Origin of the sequence: Bradyrhizobium sp. MOS001 (assembly GCF_004634465.1) — a bacterium.
Classification (GTDB): domain Bacteria; phylum Pseudomonadota; class Alphaproteobacteria; order Rhizobiales; family Xanthobacteraceae; genus Bradyrhizobium; species Bradyrhizobium barranii.
In genome coordinates this window covers 247,468-271,144 of the sequence record NZ_SPVJ01000003.1, presented here as the reverse complement: position 1 = coordinate 271,144, position 23,677 = coordinate 247,468, and the positions used below count along the sequence as shown (strand labels likewise).

The following is a 23,677-nucleotide window of genomic DNA, read 5'->3' as shown; positions in this document are numbered from 1 at the left end:
CTTGTTGCTGTCTGGCATTTTGTCTCGACCCTGATCTCCATTGTCGTCTTTGCCGCCAGAAGTGGACGTACCACTTCCGCTACTCGAACCAGGCGACATGCCAGTGGTGCCACGCGGGTCTCTGCTCGGCGCCGTCGAGCTGGCTGCCGGGTCACCATTGACCGCCCCACGTCCGCTTGGTGAGCCGGCGGGCTGCGCCGACGCAGCAGCAATCGAGACAGCGAAACCGGTTGCTAATAGTAGGATTAGTTTCACGGCAAACTCCCAGGGTTGTCGCGCTTAACCCGCAGGAAGTCCGATCCGTTCCAAAGACCTAAGCCGGCGCAAGCTGAAGTGGGATCAATGACCGTCTTCGTCTACGTGAACACCGCCAAACAGGTCGGCGACGTCGACCAAATCAAGGTCTTCGCCAGTGTCGATGCCGCAGAAACGGTTCGAGGAGAATGCCCCCTAGGGGGTGGCATTTGAGTACGACGTGATAGGGCTGCCGGCGTCGTTCGTTCTCGCAGACGCAAACACTCCCAGCGCTTACGCACCGGAAGCGTTTTTCCAATCAACGAATTGGTTCTTGTTAGATCCGTACGCGCCACGCCACACTGCGCGAGCCCTCTCATGAACGCCGCGATGGAGAGCCTTTTCCGAGAGTCCGAGAGCAACCAAGCGCAATCGGCCTTTGGCTATCTCAGGCCAGTTGAGTTCGGGCGCACGTTGGGAATTATCTCAACCGGGTATACGTCAACCGGAAGCGGCACATTGCCGGGTCTCCAATACGACGCGGTGAGGAGCAGCAAAAAAGTCGCTCGTGCAGCCATATACTGTGCCGCTGGTCGGCTGCGCTCAGTACCCTGCAGGACGATTTTACCCGCTTCGCCAGAAACACACCAGCGCCAGCCGCGACCGCGCCGTGTGATCGAACTATCAAAGACAGGAAAATCCACATCGCTCATGAGACGCATACTCCAAAAACGACCACCTAAAATAGCCACATTACTCAAGAATTTTAAATGGGCTAACTTCTTTGTGGCTACGGAGTTCCTCCTCGCCATGCGATTGCTTGAAGCTTAAAGTATTTTTCGTGCGTCTCGTAGTCCTTCGTTCAATTGCTGGTCTCTCGGCGAAGACCTAAATCGGCTCTCTGGAAGGCCCGCAAGTCATGTCATCCGCGTCGACTAACAAGATTGCGCTTTTCATCGATGGCGCGAATCTTTACGCGACGGCGAAAGCCCTGGGCTTCGACGTCGATTACAAACGCCTGCTGGAGGAATTTCAGAGCCGCGGGAAACTGTTTCGGGCATTCTACTACACCGCAGTCATCGAGGATCAGGAGTTTTCCTCGATCCGTCCCCTGCTCGATTGGTTGGACTACAACGGGTTCACGGTCGTCACCAAGGCGACTAAAGAGTTTGTCGATGCATCCGGCCGCCGCAAGATCAAGGGCAACATGGATATCGAGCTCGCGGTGAACGCCATGGAGCTCGCCCAACACATCGACCAGATGGTGCTGTTCTCGGGCGATGGCGACTTCCGCTCTCTGGTCGAAGCCGTGCAGCGCCGCGGCGTGCGAGTCACGGTGATTTCCACTATCGCCAGCCAGCCGCCGATGATCGCCGACGAGCTGCGCCGCCAGGCCGACGTCTTTACGGATCTCGTCGAGCTGCAGCCGAAGCTTGGCCGCGTCCCATCCGAGCGCCCTGCCCCACGTGATCGCGAACCGCGGGGACACATGCCGAAACTCTTACAAGAGCCGAAAGGAAACGACCCTCCTGGCTAGTAAGGGTCGCCCGCATCGATGAATTTGCGGCAGAACCACTTCAATAGAACAGCATTACCGACATCCAAGCAGTCAGCGACGCGCATAAGCCAATTCCGAGATACGGCAATGCCTGGCGCATCCCAGACGCGAAAATATGCTGCCAGCTTCGCATTCCTGCCGGCGACCGACGCCGAATCTGCGTCTGCATCGACCGGCGCGGAACAACTAGCGCCGAAGGCCAATTGAGGACCTGCCAGGCATCGCCGCCGATGCTGGCGGAGCAGCCCCGGTCTACTTGCCCCCAAGCCCCCCAACCGGGGCCGTCTCCCCGACCTTGAGAAACGGCAGGTGAGGATTTTACAAGTACGGCATGACCAAGGGCGGAATGATGAAGCCTGACGCGTCCGGCCGGGGCGGCTCTGGTCCCGGCAGCGATCAGGCCGGCCCCAAAGCAACAGGAAGTAAGCCTGGCTCCTCCGGGGATTTGCTTCCCAGCCGCGTTGTCTTACCCCGGCAACGCGGCTGTTCTTTTACGACCGGAGTCGCGCGAGTGCGCCACCTGGCGGGAAACGTCTGGATCGAGGAACCCTTACGCACGCCTGGCATTGAAGTGGCGAAGAGGAGGACTTCGCATGAATGGAATCATCTATCTCGTTGGCCTGATCGTCATCGTCATGTTCATTTTGTCTCTACTCGGTCTCAGGTAGACGCCATGGCCATTGAACCAATCTCCGGGATCGCATCCGAAACAGCCACCGCATCCAACTTAACCAGGCTCTGGGGATTGCAGTGGACACCCATCGTTGTTGGAGCCTTCGTCGCTACGAGTTTGTCCCTGATACTGATCTCCTTTGGAACAGCGCTTGGACTGGGCATGGCCTCCGCTGCGCCGACCTGGAGAGATGCTTCCGTTGCGCTATGGCTGTTGTCGGGCGTCTACCTGATCTTTCAGTCCCTCATCAGTTTTGGCTGCGGCGGCTATTTTGCCGGGCGCGTGCGGCCGCCTTACGCTTCCGCGACCGATGACATCGAGACGCGCGACGGACTGCATGGCGTTGCTGCCTGGGCGCTCGCGGTCTTAATCGGAGCTGTTCTGACCGCGCTGATAGCGGGTGCTGCAAACCGCCCGTCCGCAACGACTCAACCGCCGTCTGCTACCGAACCGTCGATCCTAAGTTACGAGCTTGATCATCTCTTCCGTGCGCCCCGGCGGCCGCCGAACGTTGATCTGACGGGTGAGCGTGCTGAAGCCGCGCGAATTCTAGCAACTGCTTCGAGTCACGGCGGCGTCCTCCCCGAGGATCGCACCTATCTTGTTCAGCAGGTCACTGCATTGACCGGGCTCGCAGCGACGGACGCCGAGAGGCGAGTTGATACGACGCTGGCAAATGCAAAGAGCGCGATCTCGAGGGCTCGTGCGGCAAGTATCATCATCGCCTTCTCGGCGGCTGCAGCGTTGCTGTTCGGGGCCGCAGCGGCTTGGGCTGGTGCAGAAGCTGGAGGCCGGCATCGCGATGGCGAGCCGATTTCCGAGTGGATGGCTCATTCCAATCGATGGCACAAAAGCCGCGTCGCGGATCCCCGGCCACTACCTTAACCTCATTTTTCCGCACAGGGTGACAGGCTGGAAATCCTGTGACCTTCCGCTGCGCCGGTTGTCGGGGGTGGTGAATTCATCGCGACGCGCGAAGTACGAGATCAGTTTTTGCCGCGTCGCTCGCTTTTCCATAGCTCTCCCGCCGAACCTTTAAAACGTAGGAACGATCGCCTCTCGATCACAGTTGTCGTGCGTCAATGTTTCTAGGAGGAGACGACGATGGAAACGGAAAGGCGTGAAACAGGTACGCTGATCGGTAGCGACAAGGTCGAAGGCACAGCGGTCTATGGGTCCGACGCCCAGAAGATCGGTTCGATTGAGCGCGTCATGATCGACAAGGTCAGCGGCCAAGTGTCGTACGCGGTTCTCGGCTTCGGTGGCTTCCTCGGCATCGGGGACGATCACTACCCCCTGCCCTGGCAATCGCTGAAGTACGACACAGGTCTTGGCGGCTACCGGACCAATCTTACCGCCGACAGGCTTCAGGGCGCGCCGAAGTACGGCAATGACAATGCCTGGGACTGGAACGACCCGGGACGCGCAAGAGCGGTGAACGACTACTATTCTGGGTTCTGACGGTTACCGGCAAGCCCGCTTGCGAGAGCGGGCCTGCCGCGCCGGTCAAAGCGCCTGCTGTCGGCAGAAGCGCTCCACCCGTCAGTTGAAGGAGTCGCCAGTGCGATGCTCGTCGTCGAGGACGACGCCTCATACGCGAGCTCGTCGTGGAGCGCATCCGAGACAAGATTGCCGCTTCAAAACGCAAGGGTCTCTGGGTAGGAGGTCCCTTGCCTCTCGGCTATGCGCTTAGTGATGGCAAACTCAAGCCTGTCGAAGAAGAGGCTGAACGCGTCAGATTGATCTTCCGGAGATATCTTGAGGTTGCCAGCATTAACGAACTAGTTCGGGACCTTAAAGACAGACAAATCTGCACGAAGGCTCGGGCCCTTCGCACGGGACGAAGCCGCGGAGGCATTCCATTCGGACGCGGTACACTGTCCCACCTGCTCCGCAATCGTTTTTTTATTGGCGAGGTCAATTATCGAGGCGAGATCCTACCGGGAGAGCAGCCGGCGATTTTGGACAGGGAGCTCTTTGAAGCCGTTCAACGAAAGCTGTCCGCCCAGCAAGGCCACACGACGTTATCGCGGCGCAAGTCAAACCACCTGTTGAGAGACCTCCTTTATGACGATGCGGGACACGTTATGACAGCTACTCACGCCACCAAGGCTGGCGTGCGCTACCGATATTATGTATCTCGCCCTAGCCACGGCGAAGCTCGAACCGCCGACGTTGGTTCGGTCTCGCGTGTCCCAGCGCAAGAAATCGAAAGCACTGTCGTACAAGCTTTACGCGAGCACACTGCGGATGAGGACCTAGTAAGCAGCAATCGAATTCACCTGTCTGGGTTTGATCGGGACAGGCTCGAAAATCTCGTCGCCCGCATTCAGGTTCACCGAACTCAGCTGGTACTATCTCTCAAGCCAACCGATCGATCATCTAATATGATAACGCTATCTGTCCCCTGGCAAAAGCCGGCTTCCAAACGAAGCCGAAAGATCCTATTGCCTGCTAGGGCGGAGAGAAAACAAATCCGCCCGGAGCGCGCCGAGCGGCGCGTTCGTCTAGTCGCCGCCATCGCTCGCGGGCGAAGATGGCTCGAGGAGATCACCGCAAGTGCAGTTAAAAGCAGCGAAGAGCTCGCGAAGCGCGAACGGTGCACGACGCGTCAGATCAATTTAACACTGTCGCTGGCATTTCTGGCGCCCTCGCTCGTCAGGGCGGCTATCGAAGGTCGTCTTCCTCGAGGTGTCAACATAGAGCGCTTGCGAGATCCCGACCCAGATTGGGACGTTCAATTCCAAACCCTCGGTCTCGATCCGAATTGAGAGGGCTTGCGTTGCATTCGGGCGCTGCTTAGTCGATCCGCACCAAAAGTCCATCAGACAGCTGGCACTCCTCCCGAATGGTTCGGAGACGGCGAGACAGGAAACGAACGGACGGACGAAAGTCGGGACATTCGCCAGCTGAGGCGCGACCAGTTCGCTAATAGGACCCGCAATTCAGCGCAAAACCCGGAAAGGGCCGAGTCAGGGTTCGATTCCGGGAACGAGATTTTTAAAGGCAGAGACGAACCGCCGAAAGTCTGGGATTCACCAGCTGAGACCGCATGCAGAGACGCGACCAAGTCACCAATAGCGCGCAATTCAGCGCAAAAATTAGGAGGGCCAAGTCAAAGGTTCGATACCTGTGACTGGGTGGTGGGCGCACCAGGGCTCGAACCTGGGACCCGCTGATTAAGAGTCAGCTGCTCTACCAACTGAGCTATGCGCCCGAAAGGCGGTCAATGCCTTGCGAGGCCGGTCGTTTAGCAAAGCGATCCGGGTATGGCAAGCGATGTGGCGCATGTTTTCCAAGGTTCTTCCACAGGCCCGAAAATGCGAAAAGCCGCTGGATTCCAGCGGCTTCGCCAAGGCCAATCCCGGGGCTAATTCCTCGGGAAATACGGGGTGGCTCAGAGCCGGCCCTCGCGATCCCGGTCCGGGCCGCCGTCACGGTCGAAACGGTCGCCGTGGAAGCGGTCCATGCCGCGCTCCATCATGCGGTCCATGCCCCGTTCCATGAAGTGTCGGGACGGGCCGTCCCCACCGCCGCCGAACGGGCCACGGTGGCGGGTCAGCACGGCAAGGCGCCGCTTCTGGCCCTCGTCGAGCATCTTGTAGAGCGGATCGGCGGCATCGGCGATCTTCTTCAGGGCAGCGGAGGTCGCGCCCATGTCCTCGGCGCGCTGGCGCAGGCGGGCGACCGGATCCTCGGGCTTGTCGGCGTTCTTGCCGGCATCACCCGGGCCGGCATTCATCCGCGCGTTGGCGCGGTCGATGCGCAGCTTGGCGAAGTCGCGCACGGCAGCCTCGACCGGCGGCCACAGCTTCTCCTGGTCGGCGTTGAGCTTCAGCCCGGCATGGACGGCGGCGATCCGCGCGTCGACGAAGGCGGCACGGTCCTCCGGGTTCATGCGGACGTGGCGGAAGTGCTCCATCCACGGGCGATGAAATTGGGCATAGACCGCGCCCGAGCCGGCGATGCTGAGCACGGCGATGGCGGCGATGGTGAACTTCCTCATACGGACCTCCTCTGGAAGGATGCCGGTGAGGATGAGCGCCGGACGGCTGACGCGCAACTTACAACTTGGACAGAGAGAGCGTTCTTACGAAGATGTAACTCCCCTGAATGTCCATTCAGATGCAAACTGAAATGTTTTGCAACAAAAAGGGCCTCCGCGCAGGCTGCACGGAAGCCCCTTCATTGATGGTCGATCCGGATCAGTTCGTCGTGCTCTTCGATTCCTTGAGGAACTCGTCGATCAGCGGCTGGCCGACGCGGCCTGCGGCGTCCTTGTAGACCGGCTCCATCGCCTTGCGCATCGCCTCGTCCTGCTGCGGCGTGAGCTTGATGATCTCGCTCTTGCCGCTCTTCTTGATCTCGGCCAGCGCGTCGTCGTTCTCCTTCTGCGACTGCGCGTTGTTGAAGTCGGTCGCCTCCTTCATCGCCTTCGACAGCTGGTCGCGGATGTCGGCCGGCAGATCGTCCCAGAACTTCTTGTTCACGATCACGACGTAGCCGATGTAGCCGTGATTGGTCTCGGTGATGTACTTCTGCACCTCGTGCATCTTCTGCGTATAGATGTTCGACCAGGTGTTCTCCTGACCGTCGACCACGCCGGTCTGCAGTGCCTGGTAGACTTCCGAGAACGCCATCACCTGCGGCAGCGAGCCGAGCGACTTGAACTGGGCCTGCAGCACGCGCGAGGACTGGATGCGGAACTTGACGCCCTGGTAGTCGGCGGGCGCGACCAGCTTCTTGTTGGCGCTCATCTGCTTGAAGCTGTTGTCCCAATAGGCAAGGCCGGTGATGCCCTTGGAGTCCAGCAGCTTGAGCAGCCGGAGGCCGAGCGGGCCTTCCGTCACCTTCCGCAGCGTCTTCAGGTCCGGAAGGATGTAAGGCAGATCGAACACCTCGAATTCGCGGATGCCGAGCGGGCCGAACTTCGAGTTGGACGGCGCCAGCATCTGCACACTGCCGAGCTGGAGCGCCTCGAGCTCTTCCTTGTCCTTGTAGAGCGTCGAGTTCGGGTAGACTTCGATCTTGACCTTGCCGCCGGTGTACTTCTCGGCAAGCTCCTTGAACTTCTCCGACGCCTTGCCCTTCGGCGTGTCGGTGGCGACGACGTGACTGAACTTGATGATGATCGGCGATTGGGCCGATGCCGGCCCGGTCAGGGCCAACGCCCCGGTCAAGACCGCAACCGATGCCGCAGCCCAAATGAGTTTCCGCATGCTTCCTCCCGCACGTTTTTTGGTGGGGCACGAACCGTCGCCCCCAAGCCTTAGATTCAAGACTTGAAGGCAGGATTATAGGGAAGCGGGCACAGGCGCCATTGCCCCTTAGCAGGGGGCGGCTTGCAAAAATGCGGTATCCGGAGGCGAAATCTGCCGGACTGGCTCACGCAGGACGATGGCAGGGAAACCCTGCCATCGTCCTGCCGCCTCTCGCAACCTCAGCCGTGCAGCGCCGGCGCGAGCTGGGCCTGCTGCGCGACCGCCGGATCGGTGATCAGGGTGCCGCCGTGCCCGTCCGAGGACAGCGCGAAATCGGCCGCGCTGTACTGACCGAGCAAGTGCAGCGTCGCGACGTGGGCGCCGTCGGAGACTGTCAGCGTGCCGCCGGTGTTGTCGCCATTCTGCGCATAGGCCATCGAGGTCAGACCGTCGCTGAACAGGATGTCGCCGAGATCGAGACTGTCATGGTCCTGCCAGCCGGAGATCGTTCCCGTGAAGGCCGACGCCTGGGCCAGCACCAGCGAGGCATTGGGACCGGCGAAGATCACATCGTCGATCGTCCCGCCCGCATGGACAAAGGCGAGCGCACCCGAGCCGATCGTGGTGTCATCAGCGCTGCCGCCGGCCTGCACGTGCTGCGTCCCGGACAGGACCGTCGTGCCGGTCGCGCTGCCATACACATATTGCACGCCGCCGTTGACGATGGTGGCGCTGGCGGCGCCCCAATCGATCTGGACGCCGCCGGCATTGATCGTGGTGCCGCCGTGCCGTCGGCGTAGACGCTCTGCTGGCCGCCGGCGTTGACCGTCGTCATCGACGCGTTGCCGTGGAGATACTGGAGGGCGCCATTGCTGATCGTGGTCTGGACCACCGTGCCGCCATAGACCGACTGGACGCCGCCATCCATGGTGGTGTTGATCGCGGTTCCACCCAGATAGACGTCCTGCCCGCCACCATGGATCGTCGTGTCCGAGGCCGTGCCGCCGCTCTCGACGGCCTGTAGGCCCGAATTGATCGTCGTGAGGCTCGCCGACCCGAACACGTACTGACCGCCGCCGCTGATCGTCGTGATGATCGTGAAGCCCCAATCGATCTGGATGCCGCCGGCATTGATGGTGGATCCGGTCGCACTGCCGTCGATGTAGACGTTCTGCTCACCCCCGGCATTGACGATGGTGTTGAAAGCATTGTTGTGAACGTGCTGGAAGCCGCCATTCGCGACCGTGGTCTGGATCGCAACGCCGAAGACGTTCTGGGTGCCGCCGTCCACGGTGGTGTTGGTCGCGATACCACCGCCAAGGATATCCTGGTCGCCGCCGGCTTCGATCGTCGTGCCGTCGGCCGAGCCGCCAATCTGGATGTACTGATTGCCCGAGATCACGGAGTTCGAGGCCAGACCGAACACCAGCTGCGCGGCGCCCGCGGCAACCACCATTCCATTGGCCGAGCCCTCCAGCACGACCGCCGCGCCGCTCTCGACCTGGATGTCGGAATAGCCGGACGCATCCTTGATCCGCCAGACGCCGCTCTGGACGTCGAGCTTCTCGACATTGACGACGGTGCCAAGGAGCGAACCGGAGCCACTTCCCGACAGCACCAGCGTGTCGACGCCGTCGCCGCCGTCGATCGTGCCGGTGACGATCGAAGCAGTGGCGAGATTGATGCTGTCGTCGCCTGCGCCCATCGAGACGTCGCCGATGATGGAGCCGCTGTTGGTGAGCGTATCGTTGCCACCGTCGGTGGCGATGCTGCCGAAAATGCCGCCCGTGTTGGTAACGGTGTCGCCGAAGGTGCCGACGATCGAGATCGCCTCGCCGTTGTTGCCGCGGATCGTGCCGTCATTGATGATGGTCATGACGCCGAAGGCGCTACCGTCATTGCTGTCGTCCACGGTGATCGCGCGCTGATCGCTGATGATGAGGCCGCCCACCTCGTTGTGGACGAAGCCGCCGCCGATCGCGAGCGCCTCGTTGAGGCCGTTGGCGCCGCTGGTCAGGCCGACCGCTGCGATCGTCCCGAAATTGTCGATCGAGACCAGACCGTCGACATCGACGCCGTCGGCGTCAGCACCGCCGACCGCCGTGCCGGTGATGGTGCCGCGGTTGGTCACTGTTGTAGTCGTGTTAGCCGCGCTGTCCATGTTGATGCCGGAGCCGCTGCGGCCGGTGATCGTGCCGTCATTGTTGACGGTGATCGGCTGGTCGCCGGTGATCGCGTGGCGGGCGCCGTCGATGATTCCGCCGGCGTAGTTGTTGACCACGCCGCCGGTGTTGACCGACTGGAAGTCGATCGCGGCGTTGCCGTCCGAGGCCGCCGAAGCGTTATGGCTGACGATCTGGCCGTAATTGTTGATGGTGGCGTTGGCGCCGGGCCGGATCGCGTCGGCATCGGCCGCCGAGATCATGCCGGTTGCCGCGTTGTTGATGACGGTATTGGCGCCGCTCGAATTGATGTCGTCGAGATCGAGCGCCTGGCCGGCATTGCTGCCGGTCCCCGTCGACGAGATCGTGCCCTCGTTGTTGACGGTGAAGGTGCCGCTCTTGCCCGAGACCAGGTTCGAGATCTTCACCGCATCCTTGGTCGCGGTGATGGTGGCGCCGGCCTTGTTGTTGATGGTGAGGCTGCCGCTGGTCGAACCGCTGGTGGCGATCGCGCGGCTGGTGCCGGTGATGGTGCCGGAATTGTCGACCAGCGCGCCGGGCGAGGTGCTGCCGCCGATCCAGGTGACCGGGGTCGAGCCCGACAGGGTCGCGCCGGCGAGGACGGTCAGATGATCGTTGTTCGCCAGCGTGATCGGGTTCGACGAGTTGCCGGAGACCAGGGTGCCGTCGTCATTGGCGATGGTGCCGGTCGCCGTCGCGGTGCCGATCGTAACCGCCGCGCCCGGATTGCTGGCGCTGGTGAGCGTGAGCGCAAAACTCTCGTCGGGCTCTGCGGTGGTGTCGCCAGAGATCGTGATGGTGATTGTCGCCGAGGACGCACCGTCGGCGAAGCTGCCGCTGAAGGTCGAGGCCGGCAGCGTGCCGCCGAAATCGGCCGCATCGGTGGTGCCAGCGGCGAAGCTGCCGGAGAAGCTGAGCACGCCGGTGGTGCCGCCGGTGCGCGCAATGGTGAAAGTCATGGTCTTGGTGCCGCTCTGCCCCTCGGCAACCGACACGCTCGGCGACGAGAACGAGATCGTCTGCGTGGCGGGCGCGGCCACGGTGAAGGCGGTGGTCGGGAACGGCGCGTCGGGCGTGGTGCCGTCGGTGCTCTGGTCGCCGCTGCCGTTCTGGGTGGCCCAGTTGGCGGTGTTGCCGATCGCGGCGAGGTAGTCGGCGAAGCTGGCGAAGCCCGAGCGCGGTCCGTTATAGCCGACGATGTCGAGGCCGCCGGTGAAGCTGACCGCGGTCTGGCCGGCAACGAGGCCGGTGCCGGTCAGCGTGCCGTCTGAGGTCGCATAGCCGACATTGGAGATCGCGGCGAGGAAGGTCGGCGCCGTCGAGGTGCCGACATAGGCGTAGACGACCTCGCTGTCGTTGGACAGGCCGGTATTGTTGGCGTTGGTGAAGGTGGCCGAGCCGGCGCTGGTGCCGAACGTGCCCTTGCCGATGTTGTTGATGTCGATGACGGTGCCGGCGGGAATCGCGCCGGTCGCGGTCCAGGCGATCGTGCTTTCGGCGTTGCTGCCGGTTGCGAAGGCGGAGCCGTTCCAGTTGCTGTCGGTGAAATTGATGACAGTGCCCTGCGGGATGTCGGTCAGGGCGACAAAGGACAAATTATCGTTGCCGTCACCGTTGAAACCGGTGAAGGCGATCGAACCAGCGGAAAGGGGCATTCCAAATTCTCCAGCAGCAAGGGCGCGCGACGCTGCCGGTTAATGGAATGTTAACATATTTATTGCGATGCACCCCCACATGACGGGATCGTGTGCCAAACGAAAAACGCGGCGCCGAGGGCGCCGCGTTTGCCGATGAACTGGAGAGGATGAAGCGTCAGCTCGCCGCTGCCGTCGTCACCGTATCGCGCTGGCGCTTCATGACGATCTTGTTGAGCGCGCCGAGATAGGCCTTTGCCGAGGCCACCAGCGTATCCGGATCCGCTGCGCGTGCCGTCATGGAACGGCCGTCATGGGACAGCCGCACCGAGACTTCGGCCTGCGCGTCGGTGCCTTCGGTCACCGCATGGACCTGATACAGCTCGAGCTTTGCCTCATGCGGCACCAGCGCCTTGATGCAGTTGAACACCGCGTCGACCGGCCCGTTTCCTTCGGCTTCCTCGATCCTGATCTGGCCGTCGACGTCGAGCTTCATGGTCGCGCGCTGCGGGCCATGGGTGCCGGCGATCACGGTCAGCGAGGTCAGCTTGATGCGGTCGTGCGACGCCGCCATCTCCTCGTCGACCAGCGCCTCGATGTCCTCGTCGTAGATGTCCTTCTTGCGGTCGGCCAGTGCCTTCATCCGCGTGAACGCATCCTCCAGCTGGTTGGCGCCGAGCTTGTAGCCCATCTCCTCCAGCTTGTGCACGAAGGCGTGGCGGCCGGAATGCTTGCCGAGCACCAGCGACGACTGCTTCAACCCGACCATCTCGGGCCGCATGATCTCGTAGGTCGAGGCGTCCTTCAGCACGCCATCCTGATGGATGCCGCTCTCATGGGCGAAGGCGTTGCGGCCGACGATCGCCTTGTTGTACTGGACCGGGAACGAGGTTGCGGCCGACACGACCTTCGAGGCGCGCGTCAGCTGCGTGGTGTCGATCTTGTTCCACCACGGAAACACGTCGTTGCGGACGTTGATGGCCATCACGACTTCCTCGAGGGAAGCGTTGCCAGCCCGCTCGCCGATGCCGTTGACGGTGCACTCGATCTGCCGCGCGCCGCCGGCAATGCCGGCCAGCGAATTCGCCACGGCCATCCCGAGGTCGTTATGGCAATGAACCGAGAATACCGCCTTGTCGGAGTTCGGCACGCGCTCGATCAGCGTGCGCATGAAACGGGCATATTCCTCGGGCGTGGTGTAGCCGACGGTATCGGGGATATTGACGGTGGTCGCGCCGGCCTTGATCACGGCCTCGACGATGCGGCAGAGATAGTCCATCTCGCTGCGGGTGGCGTCCTCGGCCGACCATTCGACGTCGTCGATCTGGTTGCGGGCGCGGGTCACGTTGGCGATCGAGAGCTCCATCACCTGCTCCGGCGTCATGTTCAGCTTGACGCGCATGTGCAGCGGCGAGGTCGCGATCACGGTGTGGACGCGGCCGCGCCTGGCGAATTTCACCGCTTCGGCGCAGCGGTCGATGTCCTTCGGGTTGGCACGCGACAGGCCGGCGATCACCGAGTTCTTGGAGCGGCGGGCGATCTCGCTGACGGCCTGGAAGTCGCCTTCGGAGGTGATCGGGAAACCGGCCTCGATGACGTCGACGCCCATGTCGTCGAGCATCTCGGCGATCTCGATCTTCTCCTCGAACGTCATGGTGGCGCCGGGGCACTGCTCGCCGTCGCGCAGCGTGGTGTCGAAAATGATGACGCGGTCCTTATCGGACTTGTTCACGGGGGCCATTGCAAAATTCCTTTTGAGCTTTTTTGCGCCGTCAGTCTGCTGGGCGCTTGAGGTGTCCGGTGATCTCGACCAACCCCTGAGCGCCCAGGCGCATGGCGCCCAGCCGGCCCTCAGGGGCAAGTAAGAAGAAGGCCGCCAATCAGGAGGGTGGGCAGCAGCGCGGCCGGGATCGTGGCGGCGGCCAGAGCCACCTCCCCCGAAATCCCATCGATTTGGCCGCGAATCAGCATTGCCAGACCCTTTTGAGCCCTCAAATCCTCGGTCAAAACCGTTGACGGTTGGTTGCCGGGAGGCTCGATGCGCCGTTTCTAGACGAGAAATGGCAGCAACCGCAACGCCAAAAGATGGTCAGGAGGACTGACCTGCCGCCAGATCTGCAATGTGCGGCGCGACGACCGGTCCGTCATCGCACGGCTCATACGGCAAATCCGAATTACGTAGGCTGGAAGCGAGACCGGAGCGATATGCGGGAAGGTCGCCCGCGTTGCGGTCAGGCTATCCCGCGCGGCGGGCGCGCGCCCGGCTTTCCCAACGGTCCAGCATCTGGCCGAGCTCGCCGGTGGCAGCCGCGTTGGTGTTTGCGATCTCGTTGGTATTGGCAGGTGCAGCGGCGCGAAGCCAATCCGGCTCGGAATATTCGCGCCAGCGGCGGGCCTCCGCGCGTCGTTTGCGGGAGACGTGGTCGCGCGTGAAATAGCCGGCCGCAAACGCGATCGCGAGCAGTATGATCAGGACGACGACACCTAGCACCATGAGATCCGGCCTTCTTCCCGGACGACGTTCTGCCAGCATCGCGGGCGAGGTCAAGGCTTGACAGGCCCTAAAACCGCGTCCGGTTAACCGCGCGGGACGAATTGTCGCCTTGCACGCCGCAATGCGGCGATGTTGCGGCGTTCTCGCGGCATCGCGCCGAGGATGCGTACCTGCCCCTCGCAACCGGCCGCGGACCGGACTAACCTTCGCCCGCTCGGCCGGATCAACCGGCCAGCCGAACATAACCGGGAGGACGCGATGAAACGCCCAGAGCAGCGTGACCAGGATGCTGCGCTTTCACGACGAACACTCGTGCGGGGACTTGCGCTCGGCGCTGCGGCGACCGTAGCCGGCCCCGCGCTGGCCCAGACCGGACCTGCCGCACCGCCAACGACGATCACCACCCCGCCGCGCGATTTCGGCCCCAACGGCGCGCCGACGACTTATTTCTCGGACCCCGACATCATCACCGTCGATCCGTCCTTCGACGATCTGGCGCAGCCCAACACCGCGATCAAGCGCCTCTACACCGGACTGTTGTGGGCCGAAGGCCCGGCCTGGAGCGCGCAGGGCCGGTATCTGTTGTGGAGCGACATCCCCAACAACCGGCAGATGCGCTGGACCGAGGACGACGGCCGCGTCAGCGTGTTCCGCACGCCCTCCAACAATTCCAACGGCAACTCGTTCGACTTCCAGGGCCGGCAGCTTTCCTGCGAACATCTGACCCGGCGGGTCACGCGGTACGAACATGACGGCACGGCCACGGTGCTCGCGGACTCCTATCAGGGCAAGCGCCTGAACTCGCCGAACGACGTCGCCGCGCATCCCGACGGCAGCTACTGGTTCACCGACCCGCCCTATGGCGGCCAGCTCTATGAAGGCGAGCCCGACGTGGCGGGCGGCCCGAGCAATGCAGGCGGCAAGCTCAATCCGCGGATCGGACAGCCGGCCGGCTTCGTGCCGGGCAAGCGCGAGCTGCCGACCAACTGCTATCGCATCGATCCAAGTGGCCGCATCGACCTCGTCGTCACCGAGGACCAGGTGCCCGATCCCAACGGCCTGTGCTTCTCACCGGACTACAAGAAGCTCTACGTCGCCTCGACCGGCAAGGGACCGGGTGACACCGGGCCCGGCGGCAAGGGCGAGATCTTCGTGTTCGACGTCGGCGCCGACAACAAGCTCTCCAATGGAAAGAAGTTCAGCGACTGCGTGATCGACGGGGTGAAGTGCGGGCCCGACGGCCTGCGCTGCGACGTCAACGGCAATGTCTGGTCCTCCAGCAACGCCGGGCGCGCCGTCGGCTATAGCGGTGTGACGGTGTGGTCGCCGGCGGGCAAGCTGCTCGGCCGCATCCGCCTGCCGGAAGTGTGCGGCAATGTCTGCTTCGGCGGCCCCAAGCGCAACCGCCTGTTCATGGCCGCGAGCCAGTCGCTCTACGCCGTGTACACGGCGACGCAAGGCGCCGGCCCAGGCTGACGCGGGACGAGCAGGATCACGACACGGCGCCGGCGTGCCCCGCCGGCGCCGAATGATGCTGTATTGCTCGTTTGAAGCGACCCAGCATTATCCCCATTCGTGAAGATGCATCTCATGCGGCTTTACGCCCAGCAGGTCGATGGTCTCGGAGCCGACCTGCAACAGCGTTCCGCCATGATGGTCAGATGATTTCGTGACGTGAACGTCGTTCGAAAATTGCAGTTTGTCCTGTTTGGGATCGAAGTCGGTGATGACCGCGGTGTTGTGCTTACCTGCGAGAACACCAAGGTCGAATTCGAATGTGTCGGCACCGGCACCTCCGGTCATGGTCATGCGGCCGCCCGCGGCGACCAGCGTGTCATCCAGATCTCCGCCGGTCAGGGTATCCCTGCCGGGAGATCCGACCACAAGCTGCGCCATGCCTGCTGCAGCCTCTTCTCCGGTCGGGTCTACGCCGCCCAGCGTACCGCTGTGCCGCTCGGTGGCGACGAAGGCATCGCTCTGCATCGCAGTGGTATCGGTGTCGCGCAGAATGAGGTCCGACAGCGTTGTGTTCTTTATCTCATTCAGGGTCTGCTTATCGAAGCCCTGGTTCTCGAAGTAGTAGCGATCGCCGTCGCGCAAAGCGGTGAACTGGTCGGCGATGATTATGCCGAAGGTGGGCCCGATGACGGCTCCCGGCGCATGATCCTCAGCCAATCCACCGGCCCACAAATCGACGGCATCGATCGAACCATAGGCTTTCTCGAACGCTGCTGCCGTCGCCGGATCAGAGCTGAGCTGATCGAAGCTGGTGTAAGGCGCAAGCCCCAGCGCCTCCCGGGTTTGGTTCAGTGTACCCAGCCCAAGATCATGGCCGCGTTGGATATTGATCGCTGCCAGATCCATGCCGTCCGGAGGATCGAACAGGAGGTTTCGCAAGCCATCGACAATGTGAGCGTCCAGCGGGTTGGCCAGGTCCCCCGCCAGATGCCGCAACAGGCCATCCGCACCAGTCGCCTTGAAAGTCGCCGTGTCTTCGAAGAACGATTGCGCCAGCGTCTGCTCCGACGTAAAGGCACCCAGATTGCTGGTCGCACTGATCTCGTCGGAGACGATGGAGTGACCGAAGCGAAAGGCCGCACCGGCAAACTCTTCGGTGATCCGCGCGTCCGCCGTGCGGTCATAGCCTTGGTACGGCTTGATGGCGTCCTCGCCCAACAGATGCGGCAGGAACTCGTTGTAGGTGATGTTGACCATCTCGGCCGTGGTGATGGTCTTGGCCGTCTCGTATAGCTTGTCGCCGCTCCAGTTCGGATGGTCCTCGTGCAGTCGATCGACCTGGTAATTGTGCTCGCGCACAAACAAGACTTGCAAGGCGGTCAGGTCGGGATTCTCCTGCGCCCGTACGTCACCGGCCGCAAAGACGTTGCCGTGCTCGGTCTCGACGATCGGGAGATTGTCTCCCGCCGACACCTTCATATGGCCGTCGGCCGTTCGCAGGCTCGCTGCGGTGGCCGCGTCGGAACCATAGATCTGCGATCCGTCCAGCCAACCCGTCACCGTATTGATCGCGGCTGCCGGATGCCCGGTCACCCCCGTCGCAGGATCGATCGCCACCCGCGTCAACGGGATCATGCTGCCGGGCGGCAGAAACTCATCATCAGCGGGGACCTTGATCGAGATATCATCCGTGCCTGTGCCCTCCTTCTGCAGATCCAGATCGTGATCGATGAACTGGCCCCACGCATACATCATGCCTGACAGCGCGACGCCGGCGTCATCCACCAGATGCGGGCCTTCCTCGCCAATATCCGTCTGCGCCACGACAATGTTGCTGATCTCGCGCGGATTCGGACCTGGCGTCATTTCATTGACCCCATCGACGAAATTTGCCGGCCCCAGCCGAGCAAAGTCGGTGCCGGCCTGGTTCAAGGTGGGATCCGCACGATTGTTGTTGGAGCCGTCGATGCTGCGGAATCTGAGCGCCATGGTTTACCCTCCCCGTAGAGTGTCCGCCCCAGCGCCTGCTCCATTGGCGGCTTGCGGCATGACGCTTTTGTGATTCTTTATGACGCTCGCATGATCGTTGAGTGACGACATTCGATATACGACAGAATTGCACCTCTAGCGGCGAAGCGGCAATCTTGGCCTGAATGATCGTGCCGAACAGGCGATGTTGCGCACATCAGCGCAGCACTATCCAAGGAACAAGCCATGCGCGTTGTGATCTGCGGCGGCGGCGTGATCGGGGCCTGCACCGCTTATTTTCTGCGTCGCCGCGGCACCGAGGTCATCGTGGTCGAACGGACCGAGGTCGCGGCCGCCGCCTCCGGCAAGGCCGGCGGCTTTCTGGCGCGTGACTGGTGCACCGGCTCGCCGCTCGACGCACTCGCGCGGCGGAGTTTTGCGCTTCATGCGCAGCTGGCGCAGGAGATCGCGGGCGATTGGGGCTATCGCCCGATGACCGCGTATAGCGGCTTTGTTGCGTCCGGCGGCGATCCGCGCCGGAATGCACCATCCGCGCTCGGCTGGCTCGCCAACGGCGTCGTCATCGCGCAGCGCATCGGTACGACTGAGACGACTGCGATCGTTCATCCCCGCAAATTTACGTCGGCCGTGATGAACGCGGCAGTCGCGCAAGGCGCCGAGCTTCGCCTCGGCCGCATCACGGGCATCGTGCGCGATGCGAATGGCACGACCGCGAAGGGTGTCGAGGTCGAAGGCGGCCTCGTTGAGGCGGACGCTGTCGTGATCGCGATGGGACCATGGTCGCTGCTCGCCGCGCAATGGATGCGCCTGCCCGCTGTCTATGGCCAGCGCAGCCCGAGCATCGTGTACGACATCGGCCCCAACGTGCCGGCCGATGCGTTGTTCCTTGAGTATGACGAGGACGGCAGCGCCGTGTCGATCGAAGTGTTTCCGCGCGCCGACGGCAGCACGCATATCACCGCACTCTCGGACATCGCGCCGCTGCCGCTCGATCCGGCAGCCGTGACGCCGGACGTCGATGCGATCGCGCGCCTGCAAATCATGTGCGAACGGCTGTCGCCACTGTTTCGTCCAGAAAAGATCAGCGCGCAGCAGGCCTGCTTCCGACCGGTGACTGAGGACGGCCTGCCGCTGATCGGCAAGGTGCCGCAGAGCGAAGGCCTCTATGTTGCGACCGGGCACAATGTCTGGGGCATCCTCAATGCGCCCGCCACCGGCGAAGCGCTGGCGCAGCTGATCGCCAAGGATGTGACGCGTGTAGACTTGTCGCCATTCGATCCGGCCCGATTGAGGCCGCTCGATCCATCACTGCTGCAAGCGCGCTGAACCGGCATCGCTGCTCGTCTTGTAGACCGGATGGAGCCAGGCTACCGCCCACTCCAAGGCTTCGACGCTCACGCATGCCCGCCGACAGAATCTGCATGCCTGCGCGCGTCAGGAGTGTCTCGCACCTATCCTGCCCGCAATTTGCGCAGCGCTAGACTTTAGTCCCCTTCTCACAATCCTGAACGCGGTTTCACTTGCCGAGACCTCCCTCGCCGTTATAGTTGCGACATAATGGCTCACAAGAGGCCTGTTCAAAGGGAGAGAACAACATGAAAAAACGACTCTCTGTTGCATTGCGAATGGCGCTCGGTGCGGCCACGACAGGCGCGATGATGGCAGCGTCAGGCGCGGCACTTGCAGCCGATCCCCTCAAGATCGGCGTGATCGCGGAAGCGCAGGCGATCGCCGGCGCCTCCATTCCACAGGCGGCGCAGCTTGCCGCCGACGAGATCAACGCCAATGGCGGCGTCGACGGCCGCAAGATCGAGATCATCTCCTACGACAATCACTCCTCGTCGGCGGATTCAGTGCGTGCGTTCCAGCGCGCGGTGAACGAGGACAAGGTCAACGCGATCATCGCCAGCTATATCAGCGAGGTCGTGCTGGCGCTGGAGCCCTGGGCCTCTCGGCTGAAGACGCCGTTCGTCACGCCGGGTGCCGCCTCCAATGAGATCAGCAAGAGCGTCCACGCGGATTACGAGAAGAACAAATACACCTTCCACGGCTATCTGACTTCAGCGGCGCTGGCGCTCTCGGTCTGCGACGGCGCCAAGGACCTGCTCGTCGACAGGATGCACATGAAGACCGCGGTCATCATGAGCGAGGACGCCGCCTGGACCAAGCCGCTCGACGTCGGTTACGAGGAGTGCCTGCCCAAGATCGGGCTGAAGGTGCTCGACCACATCCGCTTCTCGCCCGATACGACCGACTTCACGCCGATCTTCAACAAGATCGAGGGCTCCAAGCCCGATGTGATCATCACCGGCATCTCCCATGTGGGCGTGCAGCCGACGGTGCAGTGGAAGAACCAGCAGGTGCCGATCCCGATGTTCGGCATCTCCTCGCAGGCAACCAACGAGACCTTCGGCAAGGACACCAACCAGGCGGCAGAAGGCGTGCTCTATCAGGGCGTCTCCGGGCCCGGTGTGGCGGTGACGCCGAAATCGGTGCCGTTCGCGGAGAACTTCAAGAAGAAGTTCGGCAATTATCCCTCCTATGCCGGCTACACCGCCTATGACGAGGTCTACTACATCGCCGACGCGGTGAAGCGCGCCGGCTCGACCGACGCCGACAAGCTCGTCTCCGCGCTGGAGAAGACCGACTGGGAAGGCACGATCGGCCGCGTCCAGTTCTACGGCAAGGACGATCCGTTCACCCCCTCGATCAAATATGGCAAGGGCCTGATCACCGGGCTGATGCTGCAATGGCAGGACGGCAAGCAGAGCGCGGTCTGGCCCAAGGACGTCGCCAAGGTCGACGTCAAGTTCCCGAGCTTCATCAAGCTCAGCAACTAGCAGGACATGCTCCCGGGACCACCTCCCGGGAGCTTCCACATGCGGCTCTCCGCAGCACCTTTCCTCAAAGCGGCAGCTCGGCTGCCACCCGGCCAATCATAGATGCGAGCTTTCCAGATATTGATCGATGGCTTTGCCATCAGCGCTCTCTACGCTCTCGGTGCCACCGGCTTCACCCTGATCTTCGGCGTCTCCGGCGTGCTCAACCTCTCCCACGGTGCCATCATGGTGGCCGCAGCGGTGGCGGCCTGGGCCGCTGCCAGCATCCTCAACGTCGGCACGTATGCCGGTGCGCTGATCGGGGTCGCCGTCGCTCTCCTCACCGCCTTCGCGACCTATTTCGCCGTAGTGAAGCCCATTCAGGACTCCCGGCGCATTCCCAATGAGGAGAAGGAGATCTTCGTCCTCACCGGAACGCTGCTCTGGGGCATCATGATCCAGGAGCTGATCGCCTATTTCTTCACCAACAACGCCAAGACCGTACTGCCGATCGTCGAGGGCGTGGTCGAGATCCTCGGCGTCCGCACGCCGAAGAACGAGGTCTTCACCGCCATCGTGTGCTGCCTCGTCATCGCGCTGCTGTGGCTGCTCGTGAACCGCACCCGCACCGGCAAGGCGGTGCTGGCGGCGTCGATGAACCCGCGCGGCGTCACCCTGCTCGGGCTCGAGCTCACCAACATCTACGTCGTTGTGTGGGCGATCTACGGCATCCTCGCCGGCATCGCCGGCGTGCTGCTCGGCATGTTCCTGGGGGTCAGCTCCTATAGCGTCGGACCGCTGACGGCGAGTGCGTTCTCGATCGTGGTGCTCGGCGGTCTCGGCAGCGTCTCCGGCTCGCTGATCGCGGCCTTCGTGGTCGGCTATCTCGAGACGCTGACGGCCTACCTGGTCTCGCCGGCCTACCGCACCATTCCGGCGCTGCTGCTGCTCGTGTTCGTGATGTATATCCGGCCCCAGGGCCTTCTGGGGAGGCGCTGAGATGTCCACCTTCTTCACCTCCCGCCTGTTCTTCATCTCGGTCGCGCTCGTCATCATCGCGGCGACGCTGCCGCTCTACGTCTCCGGCTACGTGCTCGGCCTGCTCACCGTCGCGTTCTATTTCGGCGTGTTCGCGATGGCCTGGGACCTGCTGTTCGGTTTCGCGGGCGAGGTCAATTTCGGACCCACCTTCCTGATCGGCGTCGGCGCCTACACCGCCGGCATTTTGAATGCCCAGTTCGGCTGGTCGGTCTATCTCTGCATCGTGCTGGGGGCGCTCGCGTCCGTCATCGCGGGCCTCGTGCTGGCGCTGCCGGCTTTGCGCGTGCGCGGGCCGTATTTCGGCCTGACCACGCTGGTCGCGGTCCTGATGTTGCAGAATTTCATCGTGGTGTTTGCCGATCTCACCGGCGGCGAGATCGGCCTGACCATCCCCGACGTCATCACCATCAACGCCGGCGCCAATTACTGGATCGCACTCGGCTTCATGACGATCTCGGCAGCGATCCTCTACGGCCTGTCGCAATCGCCGATTGGCCTCGTGCTCCAGGCCAGCGGCCAGGATCCGGTGCAGGCCGGCGCGCTCGGCTTCAACATCGTCAAGCACAAGCTTGCTGCCTTCATCGTCAGCGCGTTCTTCTCTGGTTTGTCCGGAGCGCTGCTGGTGTTCTATTTCGGCACCGCCTCGGTCGGCACCGTCGTCGACGTCGCGGTCGGTGTGAACGTGATCGTCTCGGCCGTGCTCGGCGGCCGGCGCACCGTGCTTGGCGCGGCACTCGGCGCGATCTTCCTGATCGTCGCCGGCGAATTCCTAAGGCCGACCGGCGAGCTCGCGACCTTCATCGTCTCGGCGGTCGCGCTGCTCGTCGTGCTGTTCTTCCCCGGCGGCTTCCTCGGAGCGGCCCTCTCGCGTGAGGCGCGCTCGTGATGGATATGATCGCAAACCGGCCCGTGCTCGACGTCCGCGGCCTGACAAAACGCTTTGGCGGATTGACGGCGGTGAAGAACCTCGGCTTCGAGGTGAACGCCGGCGAGATCTTCGGCCTGATCGGGCCGAACGGCTCCGGCAAGTCGACCGCGATGAAGAGCGTGATGGGCATCGAACGCCCGACATCGGGCGAAGTCATCTTCGAGGGCGAGAACGTCGCCGGCCTGCCCGCGCACAAGATCGCGCGCAAAGGCTTTGGCATGGTGTTCCAGCACTCGCGGCCGCTGAACCGGCAGACGGTGCTGGAGAACATCATGGTCGCGCTGCTGCCGGACAGCCTGTTCATGCTGTTCCCGGACAAGGCGCTGGTCGAGCGCGCCAAATGGATCGCCGACCGCGTTGGGTTGGGCAGCGTGATGAACCGCCGCCCGCCGACGCTGCCTTTCGCCGATTTGCGTCGGCTGGAGCTTGCGAAAGCGATCGCGCGTGACCCAAAGGTCGTGCTGGTGGACGAGCCCTTTGCCGGGCTGACGCGCGCGGAGGTCGACGTCTTCTCCGACCTGATCCGCAGCTTTCGCGACGAGGGCCGCGCCGTGATGCTGGTCGACCACAACGTCAAGAGCGTCGCCGCGCTGGTCGACCGCGTGCTCGCGATGTATCTCGGCGAGGAGATCGTCACGGGCAAGGCCGACGACGTCATGAAGAACGAGACGGTGCGCCGGGTCTATCTCGGCGGCGCCATCGAGACCCATGCGCGGCCCGAGACCAGCTTCAAGGACAAGGTGCCGCTGCTCCAGGTCGAGAATGTCAGCGTGTTCTACGGCAAGGCGCAGGCGCTGGAGAACGTCTCGATCCACGTCCACGAGGGCGAGTTCGTCTCCGTCGTCGGCCTCAACGGCGCAGGCAAGACTACGCTGTTCAACACCATCTCCGGTTTCCTGCCCTACAGCGGCGAGATCGTGCGCGGCGGCGACAGACTGCGCGGCACGAGCCCGGCGAAGATCGCGCGCAGCGGCCTCGTGCAATGCCCGGAATCGCGCGAGCTGTTCGGCGAGATGAGCGTGCGCGAAAACCTCGATCTCGGCGGCCAGCATCTCTCCGACGACAAGCGCGCCGCGCAGCTCGCCTGGCTGTTCGAGCTGTTCCCGATCCTGAAGGAGCGCCAGGGCCAGATGGCACAAACGCTCTCCGGCGGCGAGCAGCAGATGCTCGCGATCGGCCGCGCGTTGATGATGCAGCCGCAGATCCTGATCCTGGACGAGCCGACGCTGGGCCTCGCTCCCGTCATCCTCGAGCAATTGTCCAAGGCGCTGACGAAGCTGCGGCAGACCACCGCGATCACGGTGCTGCTCGGCGAGCAGAACGTCACCTTCGCGCTGCCGCATGCCGACCGCGTCTATGTGCTGGAGCACGCCCGCATCGTCTGGGAGGGCGATCCCGGCCGCTTCGCGAGCGAAGCCGGCGCCGATTTTCTTTAAGTCCGTCAACATCAATAAAAACATAGAAA

18 protein-coding genes and 1 tRNA gene are annotated in these 23,677 nt (G+C 62.9%); 11 read left to right on the top strand and 8 right to left on the bottom strand.

Translation table 11 applies throughout. The annotated features are described in order from the left end of the window. Positions 1–342: 342 nt before the first annotated feature. From CT676_RS46045 to CT676_RS06925, 5 genes are all read left to right on the top strand, one after another. Positions 343–468 carry a hypothetical protein gene (locus tag CT676_RS46045; protein WP_275552102.1) on the top strand — a complete coding sequence of 42 codons (126 nt, stop codon included), beginning with the start codon at positions 343–345 and terminating at the stop codon, positions 466–468. A 685-nt stretch (positions 469–1,153) separates the two neighbouring features. Beyond that, complete coding sequence (locus tag CT676_RS06945) at positions 1,154–1,771, top strand: NYN domain-containing protein (protein WP_135214168.1); 618 nt, start codon at positions 1,154–1,156, stop codon at positions 1,769–1,771. Between the two features lie 694 nt (positions 1,772–2,465). Continuing rightward, entirely contained in the window at positions 2,466–3,350 is an 885-nt protein-coding gene (locus CT676_RS06935) for a hypothetical protein (protein ID WP_080669683.1), read from the top strand. Between the two features lie 219 nt (positions 3,351–3,569). Continuing rightward, positions 3,570–3,926, top strand: a complete 357-nt coding sequence (locus CT676_RS06930; RefSeq protein WP_028160059.1) for a PRC-barrel domain-containing protein — start codon at positions 3,570–3,572, stop codon at positions 3,924–3,926. Positions 3,927–4,072: 146 nt separating this feature from the next. Further along, the gene (locus CT676_RS06925; protein ID WP_167767967.1) at positions 4,073–5,236 is read left to right on the top strand and encodes a recombinase family protein; all 1,164 of its coding nucleotides are present in this window, start codon (positions 4,073–4,075) and stop codon (positions 5,234–5,236) included. A 370-nt stretch (positions 5,237–5,606) separates the two neighbouring features. Here CT676_RS06925 and CT676_RS06920 read toward each other — a convergent pair. The 7 genes from CT676_RS06920 to CT676_RS06890 form a co-directional block, all read right to left on the bottom strand. After that, positions 5,607–5,682, bottom strand: a tRNA-Lys gene (locus tag CT676_RS06920). Between the two features lie 180 nt (positions 5,683–5,862). Beyond that, a complete protein-coding gene (locus CT676_RS06915) occupies positions 5,863–6,471 on the bottom strand; it encodes a Spy/CpxP family protein refolding chaperone (RefSeq protein ID WP_135214165.1) in 609 nt (202 codons plus the stop codon). A gap of 199 nt (positions 6,472–6,670) precedes the next feature. Beyond that, positions 6,671–7,684 carry a TRAP transporter substrate-binding protein gene (locus CT676_RS06910; protein WP_135214164.1) on the bottom strand — a complete coding sequence of 338 codons (1,014 nt, stop codon included), beginning with the start codon at positions 7,682–7,684 and terminating at the stop codon, positions 6,671–6,673. 221 nt (positions 7,685–7,905) lie between these two features. Continuing rightward, positions 7,906–8,235 carry a hypothetical protein gene (locus CT676_RS06905; RefSeq protein WP_244623082.1) on the bottom strand — a complete coding sequence of 110 codons (330 nt, stop codon included), beginning with the start codon at positions 8,233–8,235 and terminating at the stop codon, positions 7,906–7,908. Beyond that, positions 8,232–11,504, bottom strand: coding sequence for a hypothetical protein (locus tag CT676_RS06900; protein WP_135214163.1), 3,273 nt, complete (start codon positions 11,502–11,504; stop codon positions 8,232–8,234). The genes CT676_RS06905 and CT676_RS06900 overlap by 4 nt, the downstream gene beginning before the upstream one ends. Positions 11,505–11,661: 157 nt before the next feature. Beyond that, positions 11,662–13,224 carry a 2-isopropylmalate synthase gene (locus CT676_RS06895; RefSeq protein WP_063981681.1) on the bottom strand — a complete coding sequence of 521 codons (1,563 nt, stop codon included), beginning with the start codon at positions 13,222–13,224 and terminating at the stop codon, positions 11,662–11,664. 495 nt (positions 13,225–13,719) lie between these two features. Then, entirely contained in the window at positions 13,720–13,974 is a 255-nt protein-coding gene (locus tag CT676_RS06890) for a hypothetical protein (protein ID WP_166106051.1), read from the bottom strand. Positions 13,975–14,235: 261 nt separating this feature from the next. Here CT676_RS06890 and CT676_RS06885 point away from each other — a divergent pair, with 261 nt between their 5' ends. Next, positions 14,236–15,453 (top strand): SMP-30/gluconolactonase/LRE family protein, encoded by a 1,218-nt coding sequence (locus CT676_RS06885; RefSeq protein WP_135214161.1) that lies wholly within the window; start codon positions 14,236–14,238, stop codon positions 15,451–15,453. A gap of 87 nt (positions 15,454–15,540) precedes the next feature. Here CT676_RS06885 and CT676_RS06880 read toward each other — a convergent pair whose 3' ends face one another. Further along, positions 15,541–17,424, bottom strand: coding sequence for a peroxidase family protein (locus tag CT676_RS06880; protein ID WP_135214160.1), 1,884 nt, complete (start codon positions 17,422–17,424; stop codon positions 15,541–15,543). Positions 17,425–17,649: 225 nt separating this feature from the next. On the opposite strand from CT676_RS06880, the gene CT676_RS06875 reads away from it, so the two are divergent. The 5 genes from CT676_RS06875 (at position 17,650) to CT676_RS06855 (ending at position 23,648) form a co-directional block, all read left to right on the top strand. After that, entirely contained in the window at positions 17,650–18,750 is a 1,101-nt protein-coding gene (locus CT676_RS06875) for an FAD-dependent oxidoreductase (RefSeq protein WP_135214159.1), read from the top strand. Between the two features lie 299 nt (positions 18,751–19,049). Beyond that, entirely contained in the window at positions 19,050–20,264 is a 1,215-nt protein-coding gene (locus tag CT676_RS06870; RefSeq protein ID WP_244623102.1) for an ABC transporter substrate-binding protein, read from the top strand. Between the two features lie 102 nt (positions 20,265–20,366). Further along, complete coding sequence (locus tag CT676_RS06865) at positions 20,367–21,242, top strand: branched-chain amino acid ABC transporter permease (protein WP_135214157.1); 876 nt, start codon at positions 20,367–20,369, stop codon at positions 21,240–21,242. A gap of 1 nt (position 21,243) precedes the next feature. Beyond that, the gene (locus CT676_RS06860; RefSeq protein ID WP_014493139.1) at positions 21,244–22,170 is read left to right on the top strand and encodes a branched-chain amino acid ABC transporter permease; all 927 of its coding nucleotides are present in this window, start codon (positions 21,244–21,246) and stop codon (positions 22,168–22,170) included. Continuing rightward, positions 22,170–23,648: an ATP-binding cassette domain-containing protein gene (locus CT676_RS06855; protein ID WP_014493138.1), complete on the top strand. Its 1,479-nt coding sequence runs from the start codon at positions 22,170–22,172 to the stop codon at positions 23,646–23,648. Before CT676_RS06860 ends, CT676_RS06855 begins: the two co-directional genes overlap by 1 nt. The last annotated feature ends 29 nt before the right edge of the window (positions 23,649–23,677 follow it).

Coding starts and splice junctions, on each gene's coding strand:
- CT676_RS06855 (WP_014493138.1), top strand. CDS start 22,170: ATGGATATGATCGCAAACCGGCCCGTGCTCGACGTCCGCGGCCTGACA.
- CT676_RS06870 (WP_244623102.1), top strand. CDS start 19,050: ATGGCGCTCGGTGCGGCCACGACAGGCGCGATGATGGCAGCGTCAGGC.
- CT676_RS06910 (WP_135214164.1), bottom strand. CDS start 7,684: ATGCGGAAACTCATTTGGGCTGCGGCATCGGTTGCGGTCTTGACCGGG.
- CT676_RS06865 (WP_135214157.1), top strand. CDS start 20,367: ATGCGAGCTTTCCAGATATTGATCGATGGCTTTGCCATCAGCGCTCTC.
- CT676_RS06930 (WP_028160059.1), top strand. CDS start 3,570: ATGGAAACGGAAAGGCGTGAAACAGGTACGCTGATCGGTAGCGACAAG.
- CT676_RS06915 (WP_135214165.1), bottom strand. CDS start 6,471: ATGAGGAAGTTCACCATCGCCGCCATCGCCGTGCTCAGCATCGCCGGC.
- CT676_RS06875 (WP_135214159.1), top strand. CDS start 17,650: ATGCGCGTTGTGATCTGCGGCGGCGGCGTGATCGGGGCCTGCACCGCT.
- CT676_RS06900 (WP_135214163.1), bottom strand. CDS start 11,504: ATGCCCCTTTCCGCTGGTTCGATCGCCTTCACCGGTTTCAACGGTGAC.
- CT676_RS06935 (WP_080669683.1), top strand. CDS start 2,466: ATGGCCATTGAACCAATCTCCGGGATCGCATCCGAAACAGCCACCGCA.
- CT676_RS46045 (WP_275552102.1), top strand. CDS start 343: ATGACCGTCTTCGTCTACGTGAACACCGCCAAACAGGTCGGCGACGTC.
- CT676_RS06885 (WP_135214161.1), top strand. CDS start 14,236: ATGAAACGCCCAGAGCAGCGTGACCAGGATGCTGCGCTTTCACGACGA.
- CT676_RS06860 (WP_014493139.1), top strand. CDS start 21,244: ATGTCCACCTTCTTCACCTCCCGCCTGTTCTTCATCTCGGTCGCGCTC.
- CT676_RS06880 (WP_135214160.1), bottom strand. CDS start 17,424: ATGGCGCTCAGATTCCGCAGCATCGACGGCTCCAACAACAATCGTGCG.
- CT676_RS06895 (WP_063981681.1), bottom strand. CDS start 13,224: ATGGCCCCCGTGAACAAGTCCGATAAGGACCGCGTCATCATTTTCGAC.
- CT676_RS06945 (WP_135214168.1), top strand. CDS start 1,154: ATGTCATCCGCGTCGACTAACAAGATTGCGCTTTTCATCGATGGCGCG.